Annotated in this window: 12 protein-coding genes; all 12 read right to left on the bottom strand. The window is 40.6% G+C overall.

Translation table 11 applies throughout. The features are described from left to right. Positions 1–126: 126 nt before the first annotated feature. The gene (locus ME1_RS07545; RefSeq protein WP_004865045.1) at positions 127–2,166 is read right to left on the bottom strand and encodes a BID domain-containing T4SS effector; all 2,040 of its coding nucleotides are present in this window, start codon (positions 2,164–2,166) and stop codon (positions 127–129) included. 15 nt (positions 2,167–2,181) lie between these two features. Continuing rightward, positions 2,182–2,451 carry a hypothetical protein gene (locus ME1_RS07540; RefSeq protein WP_155815162.1) on the bottom strand — a complete coding sequence of 90 codons (270 nt, stop codon included), beginning with the start codon at positions 2,449–2,451 and terminating at the stop codon, positions 2,182–2,184. 304 nt (positions 2,452–2,755) lie between these two features. Continuing rightward, the gene (locus ME1_RS07535; protein ID WP_004865044.1) at positions 2,756–4,720 is read right to left on the bottom strand and encodes a BID domain-containing T4SS effector; all 1,965 of its coding nucleotides are present in this window, start codon (positions 4,718–4,720) and stop codon (positions 2,756–2,758) included. Positions 4,721–5,012: 292 nt separating this feature from the next. Next, on the bottom strand, positions 5,013–6,206 hold the full coding sequence (locus ME1_RS07530) for a BID domain-containing T4SS effector (protein WP_004865043.1): 1,194 nt from the start codon (positions 6,204–6,206) through the stop codon (positions 5,013–5,015). A gap of 366 nt (positions 6,207–6,572) precedes the next feature. Then, positions 6,573–7,481, bottom strand: coding sequence for a BID domain-containing T4SS effector (locus ME1_RS07525; protein WP_004865042.1), 909 nt, complete (start codon positions 7,479–7,481; stop codon positions 6,573–6,575). 352 nt (positions 7,482–7,833) lie between these two features. Continuing rightward, entirely contained in the window at positions 7,834–8,871 is a 1,038-nt protein-coding gene (locus ME1_RS07520) for a BID domain-containing T4SS effector (protein WP_004865041.1), read from the bottom strand. 312 nt (positions 8,872–9,183) lie between these two features. Then, positions 9,184–10,782, bottom strand: coding sequence for a BID domain-containing T4SS effector (locus ME1_RS07515; RefSeq protein ID WP_004865040.1), 1,599 nt, complete (start codon positions 10,780–10,782; stop codon positions 9,184–9,186). Next, the gene (locus ME1_RS07510) at positions 10,757–11,116 is read right to left on the bottom strand and encodes a hypothetical protein (RefSeq protein WP_245256304.1); all 360 of its coding nucleotides are present in this window, start codon (positions 11,114–11,116) and stop codon (positions 10,757–10,759) included. The genes ME1_RS07515 and ME1_RS07510 overlap by 26 nt, the downstream gene beginning before the upstream one ends. Positions 11,117–11,382: 266 nt before the next feature. Then, complete coding sequence (traG, locus tag ME1_RS07505; RefSeq protein WP_004865038.1) at positions 11,383–13,302, bottom strand: Ti-type conjugative transfer system protein TraG; 1,920 nt, start codon at positions 13,300–13,302, stop codon at positions 11,383–11,385. Positions 13,303–13,479: 177 nt separating this feature from the next. After that, on the bottom strand, positions 13,480–15,117 hold the full coding sequence (locus ME1_RS07500; RefSeq protein ID WP_004865037.1) for a BID domain-containing T4SS effector: 1,638 nt from the start codon (positions 15,115–15,117) through the stop codon (positions 13,480–13,482). Positions 15,118–15,324: 207 nt separating this feature from the next. After that, on the bottom strand, positions 15,325–16,953 hold the full coding sequence (locus ME1_RS07495) for a BID domain-containing T4SS effector (RefSeq protein ID WP_004865036.1): 1,629 nt from the start codon (positions 16,951–16,953) through the stop codon (positions 15,325–15,327). 12 nt (positions 16,954–16,965) lie between these two features. Beyond that, the gene (locus ME1_RS07490; RefSeq protein ID WP_004865035.1) at positions 16,966–17,172 is read right to left on the bottom strand and encodes an antitoxin VbhA family protein; all 207 of its coding nucleotides are present in this window, start codon (positions 17,170–17,172) and stop codon (positions 16,966–16,968) included. Positions 17,173–17,181 lie beyond the last annotated feature (9 nt).

Genomic DNA, 17,181 nt, shown 5'->3' with positions numbered 1-17,181 from the left:
GCTTTCTCAAATCATGATTAGGCTCTTTATTTCTTGATGAAAGAAAATCACCAATGGAAAAGAGCCATCTTAAAGCGATAATCCAGCGTGAGACAGAATGAAAAAAATTAAAGCTTATACGTGCATTTAGATAGACATTGCCCTTGTATGCTCAGTTTTACGTGGTTGAATGAGCTGTTGTATCGTTTTTTTATGCATGACGATTTCTGTTGTTTTCTCTGTTTTCATTGCTGTTGGGTTTAAAATTTTTATGTATTTTTCGTAACTGTTTTCTTTTATGGATTGAAGCAGATTTTGTGCTGATTGCTCGTCAAATGTATGACAAGAAAATTCTCTATCGGGGATGCTCTGTCGTATCTCTTTTACAGATTGGACGATTTTTGTAATTTCTTGTGCTTTGCTTAACGATGTGCCAATAGTCTTAGCAAGCTTTTCGTAATTATTTTCTTTTATTGCTTCATGCTCGCTTGCTGATAAGCGCGTATTGATTTTTGCGCTATAAGCTCTTATTTCCGCTCTCAGTTCACGAGATTGTGATAAGGCTTCTTGCTGTTGTTCTTTTGAGAGGGAGCAGAGATCTTTCATCCATTCTCCAGGGACTTCTACCAACTGTTCACAGCGCCTTTGTTCTGCAAAATGGTTCTGCAGAATGTCCTGTTTTACTTCTTTAAAAGTATCTGCGTAACGGTCAATCGCGATACACAGGGATAAAATATTGTCTTCAGCACGTGCGCGCGCGTTATTAATTATGCTACCTATTTTGATACCAGCAAGTTTAGAAATAGATTTAGGGCATTCTATAATTTGGCATGCAAGTTTTTCCCCCTCAAGCGGATCTTCATGAATCTTTTCAAATTTTTCCTCCAAAATATACGGATTACCATAAACAGTCTTGCACAAAGATTCGATTGTTTGTTTCCTTGCTTGGATTGATGGGTGTTCTTTAATCCTTTCAATTATTTTTTCTTTTGTGAGGGGCGCTATTTTTTCTTTTGGGATGAGTATTTGTTGTAAGTCTTGAACTTTGGGCACTGTAAAGGTAATGGCATCACCAATTTTTAGTGTCTTCAATTGCTCTGGTGCAAGATGTTTCTTATCCCCTATGATAAAAGTGCCCTTAACATCGATCATAAAGCCATTTGCGCCACCACCTCTATAGAAGCCTGTATGAGTTTCCTCTTCTTTAGCTGTTAGAACAAGACGCTCTTTCATATTCTTAACCCCGATCTTTTTCATGTGGTCCATGAATTCCTTTAAAATGAGCGTTTTTTCTGGATTGGAGATATCGTCAAACAGATGCTTCATCGGTTCTGAATCACCAGATTGCAGTGATGCAATACTGGCAAGATTCATGCGTTCTTCTGTTACTAGAGAAAAGTCTAACTTGTGACTTGCAATTTCAGCAAGTTTTTCAAAAAACATCCTTTGCGTGCGTCCATTGCCTTCTCTGAAAGGATGCGTATAGTTCAGCTGTATCATTATTTCCGCTGCATTTTCAACAAATGCTTCGCGGGTTAAGCCTTTTAAATAATTCTTCTCGGCCAATGTTCTATCTAAATTTTCAAGGCCCTCTTGTATCTTGTTTCCTGATGCAAAAGAAATATTCGCTTTTTTCATTTCTGACATACAGGCAACGGTGCCATCTTTAAAGGTAAAGGGTTTCTCGCGCGTTTTTCCAGCCCATTCAAAAGTATTTTTAAATAAAGTGTGATGAATATAGAGGAGATAGGCTGATGTTAGCTTTTGTGGTGGTGCTTCTTGGCGCAGATTAATGATTGCTTTTGCTGAATCATGGGCACACTGCATTTGGAATTTACCATAATCTGTTATGCCATATTTATTTTTCAGTGTGACACTGTTTGGATACATAAAATGACGCGGTGATATCTTCTTTTCTTGATTTTTCAAAGAGGGAGGCTGTGTTTCGAGAGGAACTGTTTTTTCTTTGGGAAGAAGTGTGTTTTGCAGATTTTTTGTCTGTGGCGCTGTAAAAGAAGAGGGAGCATCCATTGTCAATATTGTTTGTTGCTCTGGTGCAAGATGTTTTTTATTTCCTATGATGTTAGTCTTATGAATATCCATCATGAATCCATGTCTATAATCTTCATAGGAGCTATGATTATACGGTTTTCTTGTGCTATCATTGTAAAACGATATTTTTTTCATTAAATCCTCTTATCATTAAATCCCCTCATGGCATGCGTATAATTCCTTTAAAACAAGCAATTCTTCTGGATTGGAAATATTCTCAAGCGAATGTTTGATTGGCTCTTGATCGCCATGGTACAGCGCTGTTGTGCGGACAAATATTTTGCGTTTTTTTGTCACAAGAGAAAAATTGAACTTTTGGTCTTCTGCTTTGGTGCGTTTCTCAATAAAGATTTGTTTTATATGCTTTTTCTCTTCTTTGAAGGGATGCATGTCATGAAAATGTATCATTATTTCAGTCATATGTTTAATGCGTTCTTCTCGCGTTAAGCTTTGCAAGTTATTCTTTTCAGCGAGCTTTTTATTTCATTTTTAAAGTCCCTCCTATATTTTTTTGCCAGAGGCAAAAAGTGTTATAAGTTCTTTCTTATGGTTGGCATAAAAACAATCCTGTCCTTTGCAAGTGTAAAGAAGATATTGTAATGAAGTTGTAGAAACTTACCGATGAAACGACGGGGGTATTTTATATTTTCCGTAACAGCAACAGAGACTTTGGTGCAATGATTTTGCGTTTATTGCACCAAAGGAACAGAGAAAATAAAGCGGTTTATCTGGTAAAAGCCATTGTTTTTTGTGTTTCAGATCTTCGTGGTCGCATGTCTGGGGACTTTTGGTCTGTTTTCTGAGAGGTTTCACTAACTTTTTGATGTATATTTTCTGATGAGCGCTCGAGTTGTTTTGGAGATTTTGGTAAGACTTGCTGTTTTTTTTCTGTTTCTCTTATGGGGTGTTCATACTGTTGTGCTTGGTGGGTTAGCACAATGTCTTCTCTTACTTTTTTGACAACGTCTGCATAATCTTTAATAGCGGTACACAAGGTGGGAAGATTTATTTCAGCTTGTTTGCGTGCCTCATTTTTTATGCCAAGCGTTTGACGACCTGCCAATGGTGCAAAAAAAGTAGGCTTGTTTGCAACTTGCAGTGAAAGCTCTTCTCCCATAGAAGGAATTTTTTGAATATCCTCGGTTTGATATTGCAAAACAAAAGGGTTGCCATAAACAGTCTTGCACCAAAATTGGATTTCTGATCGAGCATACCGAACCGCTGGATCTTTTTGAACTCTTTTAGCAATTTCCTGATTGGAGAGAGGTTCTACTTCCTTTTGAAGAGGAAGCGGATGTTGTAGGCTTTCAGCTATTTGCATGCTCTCAGTTGTTTGTTCATGGCTTCTTTGTTTTTTATGAGAAACAAGCAAATTTCTTTCTTGTGCGTATTTTACAGTATACACATAATCATTAATGGCAGAATATAAGGATGCAACACTTTTTTCAGCTTCTTTGCGCGCATGCGTTTTCACGCCAAGAACTTTTTTACCAGCAAACTTAGAAAGAGACTCCGGATGTGTTGTAACCTCCCATGATAACTTTTCTCCCAGTGTCCAGTTATTTCGAACGTCTTCCATTCGTTCTTCCAAGACAAGCCTGTCACCATAAACAATTTTGCAAAAATATCGGATTTCTTCTTTATGAGCTTCGATCAAGAGTTCTTTTTCCATTGTATTAACCAATGGCTTTCTCGTGCGCGGTGGTTTTGGTGGGGCAGGCGATGCGTAGAGATTTTCATTTTCTTGGGAAGAAGTACTGCTTGTTTGCATGCTTCTTGCACGTGGTGGTTTTGGTGGAGCAGATGAAGCGGGCGACGCGTAGAGGCTTCCGCTTTCTTGGGAGGAAGTATTGCTTGCTTGCATGCCTCTCCTGTGTCGCATTTTAGGTGGAGTAGGTGGAGCAGGTGGAGTAGGCGGTGCGTAGAGATTTGCACTTTCTTGTGATGAGGTACTGCTTGTCTGCATGCTTCTTGCACGTGGTGGTTTTGGTGGAGCAGATGGAGTAGGCGATGCGTAAAGGCCTTCACTTTCTTGGGATGAAGAGCTGTTTTTTTGCATGCCTCTCCTGTGCTGCATTTTAGGTGGAGTAGGTGGAGCAGGTGGTGCGTAAAGATTTGCACTTTCTTGTGATGAGGTACTGCTTGTCTGCATGCTTCTTGCACGTGGTGGTTTTTGTGGAGCAGATGGAGTAGGCGATGCGTAAAGGCCTTCACTTTCTTGGGATGAAGAGCTGTTTTTTTGCATGCCTCTCGTATGTGGTGGTTTTTGTAAAATAACCTTTGGATAGATGCCTGTACTTTGTTGTGCGATTGTGTCGCTTTGTTGCTTGTCTCTTGCACGCGGTGGTCTTTGTGGAGCAACGTTTAAGTTTGTTGTTCCACTGTCTTGTGGGGTTATATTGTTTTGCTGTCTGTCTTTTGCACGTGGTGGTCTTTGTGGAGCAACGTTTAAGTTTGTTGTTTCACTGTCTTGTGGGGTTATATTGTTTTGCTGCTTGTCTTTTGCGCGTGGTGGTCTTTGTGGAGAAATTGTTGTGCTTAGGGTTTCTTCCGAGGGTTTGTGGTGAAATGGTTTTTGCTCTTTGGGGGGAGTTTTGGGGGGGATAGGCTTTGCGGTAGAGTGTTCATCCTGTCCTTGAAATTTTTCCATCATGCCCGCTACAAAAGGGGAGGGTTGTCTTTTTTTCATGCATGTTTCCTTTCAAACTTTTACACTCTTTGTTTTTCAATCCCCCTTCGCTGTTCTCTCCATTTTGTGATGCTTTTTCATCATTTTTTATGGAGGACGCTAAAAATACTTTTAAAAGATTTTGTGTTCTTTATACGGATCATTATCAATATGCAGGTTTATGAATAGGTTATGTCAAATAATGGGGAAATTCTGGTAAAGCTTCTCCCTTACAATGCTTATGGCACTTGGCGCAAACTCCTTTGCGGAAATTGCGCCAAGAACAAGATGAAAAACTAAAGCTTATATCCGCTTAGCTGGCAAAAGCCATCGTTTTGGGTGCTGATACTTTGCGGGAAATGTCCTGTGTTCTTTCGTGCGTCTGTTGAGAGGTTTTTCTCGTCTCATGATGTGCGGCGGATGACAAATATTCAGGAAGTTTAGAAGACTTAGTTAAGTCTTTAGCCAGTTTAACAGAGGGATCACAGGTTTTTTGTTGTAGTTGTTGGGATTGTTGCACAAGGTTTTCTTTTAGCAAATGGACGACAGTTGCATAATTGTCAATGGTGTCAATCAGGGAAGGAAGGCCTGCTTCAGCATGTCTGCGGGCACTATTTTTAAAGCCACACATGCTTACACCAGCATAGGGATGAAAAGACTGCGGATATGCGGAAAGTTGCCATGTCAATTCCTCTGCCCTAGCAGGATTTTGGAGAATTTCTGTCATTTCGCTTGCCAAAATATTCGATTTGCTAAAAACAACATGGCACCAGTGTTTAACTTGTGCTTGATATCTTTTAACCGCTGGATTTTGTTGAACCATGGTAGAAATTTCTGCATTCTCCCTTTCAGTTTGGTCTGAACTTTGCAGGATTTGGGCTACAGCCTCACAGCCCATTGATTGTTCATAATATGTGAGGACTGCTTCTGGGGTTATCAACAAGTCTTCTTTTGCATATTGTACGGCTTCTGCGTAACCAGCAACAGCGCCACAAAGGGTAGAAAGATTTTCTTCTGCGTTTTTGCGTGCGTTGTTTTTCATGCCACAGAGATTAAGACCGGCAAGTTTAGAAAAACTCTCCGGATGTGCTGAAATTTGCCATGAGAGGCTTTCTCCCAGAGTAGGATTTTTTTGAATTGCCTCCATTTCTGCTTGTAAAAGATTTTTGTTGGCATAAACAATTTGGCACAAATTTTGGATTTTCTCTTGATATGTACGCACCAATTGGCTGTGTGGAAGAAGCTTCATGATTTGTGCTTCTGAGAGAACTTTTGTTGTTGTTTGTAAAGCTATTGTTGCGTAGAGGGGTTCCTCTTCATTTTGCTCTGTCGTGCTTCTTACAGAGTGTCTTTGCTGGTTTTCTTTTAAGGCAGGAGACGGTTTGCTTTGTGGGGCAGATTTTGGGGAGAGGATTTCTGAGGAAGTGTGGTCTGCTGCGGTTTGTTCATAGCGTTTTATGAGTTCTTGTACTGAAAGCTGTAGAGGAGGGGGTTGTTTTTTTTTCATGCATGTTTCCTTTTCATCATTGTTTGAGAAAACCTCTTTGGCGCACTCTTCACCTTTATCGTTTGAAACTTTTATACAAAGGATCAATTTGAAGGGGATATCAATTTGAAGGGCTTCCAAAGACTTGCGCTATTCGTCACCATCGTAATAGATGTTTGTGTCTTTTATAGAGTTTTTTTGTGAAATTTTATCAGTAAGTTATATAAAATTACGGAATTTTTTTGAGATAACTTTTTTGTTACATTTTATAACAATTCTTGGCGCAATCGCTTTATTTCGATTGCGCCAAGAGATAAGATAAAAAAGTGATAAAATAACAAGAGATCACATAACAGGAAAGATTTTATGTGTTGTTATCGTGCACACTTACATTGCATAAGCTGCTGGTCCTCCTTTTGAGGGAGATTTGCGTTGTTGCGCTTGCTGTTGAGTGCTCTGTTCTCTTCCTCTTTCGTGATGTTGTTGATGATGATGGTGGTGATGATGGTGGTGGTGGTGATGTTCTGGACTGTCTGGCCCTCTTTCAGAAGTGTGTTTTTGTGCGAGGTCACGTACAAGACACAGGTGTACTTTTTGTGCTATCTTCACATGCTTTTCAAAAGCGTCACAAAGGGAAAGAAATCCATTTTCTGCTTCTTTGCGGGCATGGCTTTTTACGCCAAGCACTTTTGTTCCCGCAAGCTTAGCAGATCCTTCAGGATTTTCTAAAAGGTCTCGTAAGATATTGTCTCCTTTGTTAGGACTTTGAAGAAGCGTAGAAAGCTGGGCATTCAGGGCATACGGGGTACCATAAACAGTTTTGCACAACAGATGTATTTCTTCTAGACTAGATTGGAAATCGGGGTTTTGTGCAAGCCCTGAAACCAGTAGATCTTGCGTAGTTTTAGGAGGTGACGGTTCTCTTCCTTTTCGGGGGTGAGAACTCGCTCCACCACTTCCTGTGCTAACTGTTGCATAGACAGATTCTTCTGGTTTTTTTGGTCTTTGGAGGTGTTGGCCACCACCTGCGCCAAAGCTAACATCTGAGTAGACAGATTCTACGGGTTGCGCTGGTTTTCGGGATTGCTGTCCACGACCTGTGTCAAAGTCAAGATCTGCGTAGACAATTTCTTCTGGTATTTTTTCCCCGCCCCTTGTAGTAAAGTCAAGATCTGCGTAGGTAACTTCTTTTTGCTCCACTGGTTGTTGCTGCTGTCCTCTGCCTGGTCTATTAACCTGAGCGTAGAGCCCTTCAGGGTTAAATTGTGGAGAATGGGAGGGTTGATGTTTTTTCATGCATGTTTCCTTTCAAAATTTAGAAAACCTCTTTGGTGCATGCTCCACCTTTATACTTCGATAGCTTTTATACAAAGATAAGGTGTTCATTTGAATGAGCTCCAAAGATTATGCGCTATTCTTCTCCATCGTATTTGATGTTTGTGTCTTTAATAGAGTTTTTTTGTGAAATTGTATCAATAACTTATATAAAATTACTGAATTCTTTGATGAAACTTTTTTGTCATATTTCATAACAATTCTTGGCGCAATCGCTTTATTCCGATTGCGCCAAGAGATAAGATAAAAAAAGTGATAAAATAACAAATGATCATATAACAGGAAAGATTTTATGTGTTTTTATAGTGCGCATTTACATCGCAAAAGCCATTCCTTTTGGGGAAGGCGTTCTGCTGCGTTGTTGTTCTTGCTGTTGAGCGCTCTGTTCTCTTCCTCTTTCGTTATGGTGGTGGCGATGGTGGTGGTGAGGTTTTTGTTCTTGTCTTTCTGGACTTTTCTGTCCCCTCTCAACGTCTTTTGTTAGAGCTTTGTGTAGCTTTTGTGCAGTATGCACATGCCTTTCAAGAGCATCACAAAGAGGTTTAAAATCATCTTCCGCGCCTTTGCGGGCGGGGCTTTTTATGCCAAACGCTTTTTGACCGGCAAGCTTACCAGGGTGTTCAGGATTTTCTAAAAGCTTTTGTAAGATCTCTTCTCCTTTCTGAGGATTTTCAAGAATCTTAGCAAGATCGCCATTCAAAGCATGTCGGCTACCATAAACAACTTGACACCGCTCTTGGATCTCAAATACACCATATTGGAAATCTGGGTTTTGTGCAAGCTTTGAAGTCACTAGATCTTGCGTGGTTCTGGGGGGAGGCGTTCTTCTTCCTGTCTCCACTCCCTGGTAGATGGTATTTTCTTGATAGTCAGCGTCTGGTCCACCATTTCCCATACCAAGCTCTGCATAGACAGTTTCTATGGTTTTTTGGGGGCCTCGCCCATCATCTTGATCAAATTTAAGCTCTGCATAGATATGCTCTGATCTTGGGCGTGGGTGATGCCGCCCACTATTGCCGTCATAGAGGGGATTTTCTAGGCGGTAAGGATCTGGCTTCCCTTCTAGCTCCTTTAGATCAGTCACTTTATAGGGGTCTACTAATGGCGTGGGTTTTGGTCCACCACGCGGTACCGCATAGGCAGCCTCTAGGTTTAATGGTTTTTGGGGGGCATAGGGATTAGTTTCTGGTTGTGAGCGTGAACGCTGCTCTCTACCCGGTTGCTTAACCTGAGCGTAGAGGACTTCTTCTGGTACTGATTTTGAACGTTGATCCTTTTTCGATTTATTAACCTGAGCGTAGAGCCCTTCAGGGTTAAATTGTGGAGAATGGGAGGGTTGATGTTTTTTCATGCATGTTTCCTTTCAAAATTTAGAAAACCTCTTTGGTGCATGCTCCACCTTTATACTTCGATAGCTTTTATACAAAGATAAGGTGTTCATTTGAATGAGCTCCAAAGATTATGCGCTATTCTCCTCCAGAGTAATTGATGTTTGTGTCTTTTATAGAGTTTTTTTGTGAAATTTTATCAATAAGTTATATAAAATTACGGGGGCTCTTTTTAGACAACTTTTTTGTAACATCCCAGAACACTTCTTGGCGCAATGGAGAGAAAATGATATGCGCCAAGAGAGGATTAAGGAAAACAAAATGACAGCCCATGTTCAACTGGTCAGAGCCAATGATGAGGAACGACTGACTTTGAGAGATCGCACTTGGCACTGTGCTTCTTTGGTGTGTTTCATGACTTTAGTAATTTCTTTTGCTTTACTTTCTGAGGTACCAAGCAGGCAAGCAAGTCTTGTACAATCCTTTTGTTGTATGGCTTGACGCTCCTCTGATGATAAACGCATGTGTAATTGGCGCGAAAAAACATGGAGTTGTTGTTGGAGTGCGGCAGAATGCGATAAGACTTCTCTTTGTTGTTCGAGGGGTAACGCAAAAAGGTTTTGTAAGTCTCTCGTAGGTTTTTCGACAGGTTGGTTCAAACGACTTTGTTCTCTTGTATGCTGTTCTAGAACTTCCTCTTTTGTTTGCTGTGCCATTGTAGAATAATTTCTAAATGCTTCACTCAAATTTGAAAGTTTTTCTTCAGCCTGTCTGCGAGAGGGGCTTTTTATACCAAGCATTTTTCTTCCTGCAAGCTTACAAATGGATTTTGGATTTTGTGTTATTTGGTCCGCAATCTGTTCGCCCAAGCTTGGATCTGTTGCTATCATATCCAGCTCTCTATTTAAGACTCTTGGGTTTCTATAAACAGCCTTTACTAAACTCTCGACTTCTTTTCGACCTGCTTCGACAAAAGGATTATTTGCAACCCTTGCAAACAACGCATCATTCGTGAGTGGTGCTAAGGTTTCTTTTGGGATCAGAGTTTCTCTTAAGTTTTGAACGTTGGTTTTTTCAAAACAGATTTGGGCGCCATTTTGTAATGTTTTTACTTGCTCTGGTGTTAGATCATCTTTGTGGCCGATGACGAAAACACCATTCACTTCCATGACAAAACCTTCTGCGGAATGACCTCTATAGGTGCCTTCATAGGTCACACCTTCTTTTGCTGCGACAACAACACGATTATTGATTTCAGGGAGTCCAGAATTTCTCATTTGGGAGATGAATTCTTTTAAAAGAAGTGCTTTTTGTGGATGGGTGATATCTTCAAAAAGTTCTCTCATCGCTTGTGGATTGTTATGTTGCATTGCTTCAACACAGGCAGTAGTCATGCGTTGTTGCGTCACAACAGAAAAGTCAATCTTATGGCCTGCTACTTGTCCAAGCTTTTCCATAAACATACGACTGACACGTCCATTGCCTTTTCTGAAAGGATGCGCGTGATTGAGGATCATAAAAACTTCAGCGGCTTCTTCAGAAAATTGTTGGCGTGATAAACCGCGTAAATTGTTTTTTGCGCTAAGCCTTTTCTCTAATTGTTTCAGTTCTTTTTGAATCTGTGAACCGATAGCAAAGGGTCTTTCATAACCTTTTGGTCGCATAGCGGGCATACGAGCAGTGGATCCATCTGCAAAGGTAAAGGAAGTATCGCGGGTTTGTCCGGCCCATTCAAAAGTTTTGTAGAAAAGGCTCCAGTGGATTAATTTCAGATAGGATGCATCAAATTTTCGTGGGGGTGATTCAAGGCGAAAATTTACAGCTGCTTTGGCTACATCATGGGCACAGCGCGCATACAGTCTTTGTGGATCCATGATACCATATTTATTTTTTAGTGCTTTGCCATTTTTATACAGGTAATTTTGCTCCAACATCTTTTTTATTCCTTAAGTAAGGGGGTGGGTGGTGGATGAGCGTGCTAAACGCTACGTGGATAAATTCCCCCTTCGCGTATTCTTTTGAGATTCCAAGCCTTTTGGAGAAGAGGTTTAATCCCTCAACTCTAAAGCGCCGTATCGGTGCTGCTGGTTGTATCAACGGTTTTATGGTTTTTTTGTCATTCTTTTGGCAGAAGAATTGACAGTTTGTTCGCATTGTTTGCACACACGTTGCTTTTTTCATGTGCGTGTGGAGAGTTTCTTTGATATCTCTTTTCTTGTTGTTTATTTTTTTCAGCAAGAACATTTCCCTCAAAGCTGCTTTCTTCAAAAACTCTTTGAGAGGGGGTTGAAGAAGAGATAGGGTGGACGTGATCGTCATTGGGTGTTTGGGGGACTTTTCATAATGAACGCTGTCATAATGTATGTTGGTGTTGGTGGTCACACGCACAAAAGCAGTGATCAAGAATTCTGCTTCATCATTGTTTTTTTGTTGGACCATACAGAAATTCCTTTTTAAGGGGCTTTTCGGAGATATCTGTTTTTTTCTCTTATACTGTTGTTGTGTCCCTGAGATGCATGACCAGAGGGTGTTTTTCAGTTTTTCTTTGCTTGTGGGGCAAAACGGTTTTTTTCAGCAGCTGCTAACATTTCTTTTCTTCTAAAATAGATCGCTCGGCCACATCGTAAAGGGGGATGTCCTTGCATAAGAATAATTTGTTCGTCTTGACGCATCTCTTGGATGATTTCATGTGGTAAAATGAGTGCTCTTTGTTGATAATTGATGTTGTAAGAGCTCTTTCCCAAAGATAAACCTCTCGATTTGCTTGTTCCGGCTACTTCAACAGTCATTTGACCACAGCGCTCTGAAATGTCTTTGGCTGTTTGGAGGTCTTTAATGGCGGCATAACTCACAAAGGAGCAGCTTTCAAACCATGAGCGCGCTCCTGCTTCTCCAAAGTGATTGACTAACTGACCAGTGGATTGATAAAAAAGCATGAGGGATGTGCCATATTTACGACCACGATCGCGTGCTTCTTCTAAAATGTTCATATAACCAAGAAGATCGACTTCATCCAAGACAAACAAAACACGCTTTTTGTAGTTTCCATCAGCTGTAATCATTGCATTTAAAAAGGCACCAATAATTACCCGCCCAATTGCTGGATAACTGTTTAAAATGCTTGCAGGGAGATTGAGAAAAATATCGGTATTGCCGTTTGTAATATCTGAGGATGCAAAATCATCTCCACAGACCAGATTAGCGTAGTTTGACAAAGAAAGCCATTGGGTATCCTTTGAGGCAGTTGTATAGACCCCTGAAAAGGTTTGTTCTGCCATTTCTGTGAAAATACCAACCATTTCACGAATAAAAGGAGAAGGGGTTGTTTCTTGAATCATTCGTAATTGATTGACAACCGCCGTTTCTGACTGTGATAAAATGCCACGTAATGTTTTTAAATTGCGTTCACTGTCTTCATATTCATCAGAAAATATAACATGTGCAAGAAGAGCAGTTAAAAGATTATGGGCTTGTGTCGAAAAATATTCTGCCGAAGAATTCTCTGATTTTTTATCCGTAAGAAGCAATTTGGAAAAACCCACAATATTGGCTTCACGTTGAGTACGCGGTACGCTGTCGTCTAAAAGCCAATCGAGCACATTAAAATTTTTTGTTAAGATGGAATTGGGATCAAGAACAATAACATTTCTGTTGCCCATCTTTTTTCGTGCAAATCTGACGATTGGGGCAACTTCGGTTGATGGGTCAAGACACACAATGGAACCTGGATACGTTAAACATGTTGGAATTACTGTACTTGTGGTTTTATATCCACCAGAACCAGCGAAAAAGATCATGTGTGTTGAACCAAAATCAAGATTAAAAGTGAGCAAAGGCACTTTTCCCCCTTTCCCCCATGTTGTTTTATCGCCAGGAGCAAAAGGAATTTTGCACACACTATCTTGATCAACGCGGTATCTCTCGCCAACAACAATTTGGCCATTGGCAGGAAAAATTTTGCCTGCATCTCTTAAATGCATCCATGAGGCATCTCCAAAAACGCCTTTTTTTGCACGCTTGATCTTGCTTGTGCGTGGAGAGAAAGTCATGATTTGAATGGCTAACAGAGCAACGCCGCAAATAATGCCAAAGACAACCATGGGATCCATGAATCTGAGGGCATAACTCCAAGTTATCCCTTGTTGACCAACATAGGGACTTAAGCGTTTTATTTCACTCCAAATGTAAGAAAAAGCAACGATTCCAAAAAAGACAGCTGAGACCAGCGTGATTGCTTTGCGCAGATGCAGTTTTTGCGATAAGTTATAAAATAATGAAACGGCAGCAATGAGCACGAGCATTAATAAGGGTTCTGAGCGAAGATACCAATAGACTTGATTGTCCTTCAGACCATTGATGATAAATAACAAAAAATGAGGAACAAGGAATAGCGTTAAAGCCCCTAAAGCGATTGGGGCTAAAATAAGTACAAGCTGCATTTTGGTATATTTCATTGGTGTCTTATCCAGTCTTTATCGAGATATAATGTAAAATTACGGGGTATGCCGGAAAGGATCGTTTCAAAATCAGTGGATGGACGTTCATTAACTTTCTTTTTTCAGGAGCTGGGAGAATGTCAGAACATCTCCTAGCTATGGGGGTTCGAATGAAGGAAACAGGGTTCAAACGGTTTAGCTCGCCATAGCAAGCGCTTTTGAGCGATATGTCGTGCGTGTTTGCACTTGTTGGTGTGCTTCTCTGGCTTGCTTGGCGATTGTTGTAATGTCCTGCGCTTTACGTTCTGAGACACCAAGGCTTTTCGCGAGTGTCTCATGATTACCATTCTTAATGGCTTTATGCTCGGCTGATGAGAGACGGTCCTTGATATTTTTTAAAAGAGTACTGAGCTCTTTTTGAAGGGAAGGATTGTTTTCTAACATGTCTTTCTGCACTTCTTTTGGTAAGGTGAGAAGATCTTGCAAACCTTTACTTGGCATTGTTACTTTTTGTCCGCGACGGTTTTGTTCTGTTTGATGCTCTTGTGTAATTTCCTTTTCGGCATGTCTTACAGCATCGGCAAAATTTGCAACGGCACAACAGAGTGTTTCAATATGCTCTTCAGCATTTGCGCGCGCTGAAGTTTTGAAGCAAAGGAGGTCAAGACCTACAAGATTAGCAACAGAACTAGGAGATCTGTCAATCTGATCCGAAAGCTGTTGCCCAAGTTCTGGACTTTGAATAATCTCCACCATCTTTCCTTCTAATGTTTTTGAATTGCCATAAATAGTTTTTGATAAACATTGGATTTGTTTTCGGCATGTGTGGACACGGGCATCTTCTGCAATCTTTGCAGAAAGTTCACTTTTGGTTAAAGGGGCCAATGTCTCTTCTGGGATGAGAATTTTTTCAAGGTCTTGCGTCGTTGGGACTGTAAAGGAGAACATCTCACCGGATTGTAATGTTTTCAGTTGTTCTGGTGTGAGGTGCTCTTTGTTGCCGATAATGAAGGCTCCTTGTACATCGATCAGAAAGCTTTTTAAACTTATGTCTTTGTAGATGCCCGTATAGGTTACGCCTTCTATTGCCGTCATAACAATATGGTCGTTAATGTCATCGCCTGTGGTGTTTGTCATGTTGTCCATGAATTCTTTTAAAACACTTATTTTTTCTGGATGAGAGATATCTTCAAAGAGGCAATGCATGGGTTTTAAATTACCATTTTGCATCGCCGCAATACTGGCTGTCATTATGCGTTCTCTTGTCACAACTGAGAAGTCAAGCGAATGGCCTGCTGCTTGCCCAAGTTTTTCAAAAAATATTTGCAATACCTGTTCATTGCCCTCTCTGAAAGGATGTATTTTCTCGAGAGAGACAAACAGTTTTACTACTTCATGGGTAAATTCTTCACGTGTTAAGTCTTGTAAATTGTTCTTTGATTCAAGTGTTTTATCTAGTTCTTCTAAGTCTTTTTGGATTTTGTCACCGCTAGAAAAAACAATGTCGAAGCCTGTTTGTCTGACCTTTGGCATGGTGGCAGTGGTGCCATCTGCAAATGTAAAGGCTTCATCACGGGTATGACCAGCCCATTCAAACATATTTTCAAACAAGCATTTGTGAAGATGTTTTAGATAGGAGCTATTCAAGCATTCTGGGAGAGGAGTTTGGCGCAAATGAGCCATTGCGTTTGCTGTCTCATGCTTAAATTTCGCATTAAATTCATCAGGGTCCGTTATTTCATATTTATTTTTTAGCGTATTGCTATTGGGATAGAGATAACAATAGGGTGATGGGATAGTGGATTGTGCAGCTGTTTCTTTTTTTTGCGGCATTGTTATCTCCTTAATATTGTAAGCGTTGTCTCTAAGAGCGTTAAATTTTTCGAATGAAATATCGCTCCTTGCGGCTTTCTCTAAGATTTCCAGCGTTTTAAAAGAAGTCTGTCTCCTTTTCTCACGAGGGAGAGAGCGTTAAAACATCTTTCAGCTTATGGGTGTTCACATGAAAGAGGCAGAATCTCATCGTTTTTGGCTGAGTTTTTAGCTGGCCATAGCAAGCACATTTGAACGATTGAGTGTGCGGCTGCAGGCTTGCTTATGTGTTTCTTTGGCTTTTTGAACAGTGTTGGTAATTTCTTGTGCTTTTTGTTCTGAGACACCAAGGCTTTGAGCGAGAGCTTCATGATCATTTCTTTTGATCGCACTCGACTCGTTTGATGAGAGACGACACTCTATACTGCATATAAAAGCGCGGAGTTCTCTGTATAATGAAGGAGATTGAGATAAAGCTTCTTGTTGTTTTTCTGGTGATAAACAAAAGAGATTTTGCAAGTTTTGACTGGGCTTCTCTACCGCTCTTCCGCAGCGTTCTTGTTCGATTTGATGTTCTTGGGTGGTGGCAAAACGCGTCTGTGTTACTGCCTCCGCATAATTAACAATTGCGCCACAGAGCAGATTAATATGACTTTCAGCATTTGTACGCGCTACAGTTTTGTAGAAAAGGAGGTTAAAACCTCTAAGAGGAGCAACAGAGTGAGGCGTGTCTTGAATTTGGCCAGCAAACCGTTGGCCTAAGTCTGGATTTCTAAAAATTTCTTCCATCTTTTCGTTTAATGCTTTTGAGCTACCATAAATAATTTTTGACAAATGTTGAACTTGGTCTCGCGCTGTTTGGACACGGGCACCTCCGGCAACTCTTTCGGCAAATTCACTTGATGTGAGAGGTGCGAGCGTTTCTTTGGGAATGAGTGTGTTTTCAAACTCTTGCGTCGTTAGGGCTGTAAAGGTAATGATATCCCCAGGTTTTAATGATTTTTTTTGTTCTGGCGTGAGATGCTCATTGTTACCAATGATGTAAATCCCTTGTGTATTGAGCATAAAGCCACCAAAATTGCCACCTTCATAGGTTCCTAAGTACGTTACGCCTTCTTGTGCAACCATAACAAGACGATCATGAACATTGTGCCCAAGTTCTTCCATGTTGTTCATGAATTTCTCTAAAAGAAGCATTTTTTCTGGATTGGAGATATCTTCAAAAAGATCTTCCATCCGTTGTGGATTGCCATGTTGTGCTGCTTCGCTATAGGCCGCCATCATGCGTGTTTTTGTTGCAAGCGAAAAATCAAGTTTGTGTCCTGCTGCTTGGGCGAGCTTTTCAAAAAAGAGTTCTTCTGTGTATTCATTGCCATCTATGAAGGGATGTATATTTTTGAGAAAAACAAACAGCTCTACGGCTTGAGAGATAAATTCTTGGCGCGTTAAGCATCGCAAATAGCCTTTTTCAGCAAGCGTTTCCTCAAATCTTTGTAAGCTTTCGAGGATTTCCTCACCGCTTACAAAAGCATCACCCCTTTCCGCGTGGTGCATTTCTGGCATGGCGCCAGTGGTACCATCTTCAAATGTGAAAGGGCTACTACGGAGCTGTCCCGCCCATTCAAATGTGTGTCTAAACAATTGCTGATGGAGATGGCATAGATAAGCACAATCAAAATATTCTGGTAGTGATTCTTCACGCAGCGCCTTTATCGCCGCTTCTCTATCAGAGGAACATTTTTCCAGAAAGCGTTGTAAATCTGTTTCTCCATATTTGTTTTTGAGTATTTGGGTACCAGGATAGATATAATGATGGGGAGAAGGGGTTCCTCTTGTTTTTGACTTTGCTTTTGGCATATCATTACCTCCTTATAAGAGAGTGTTGTCCATAAGAGTGTTAAATTCCTCCAATGAAATATTCCCCTTGGCGTATCTTTCTAAAATTTCCAGTGTTTTGGGATGAAGTGTTAATCCTTCAATTTCATGGCTGTTGATGGCGGCATCAACAGCTTCGCGGCGTTTTTTTAATTCTTCCGCTGTGTGAGATGAAAGATTTTTTGTTCTCTTTGTTTTCATTTATTTTCC

Source organism: Bartonella vinsonii subsp. arupensis OK-94-513, assembly GCF_000278235.1.
In the GTDB taxonomy this organism is placed as follows: Bacteria; Pseudomonadota; Alphaproteobacteria; order Rhizobiales; family Rhizobiaceae; genus Bartonella; species Bartonella arupensis.
Note: the sequence above shows the minus strand (reverse complement) of the source record. Positions and strands in the feature narration are given on the sequence as shown.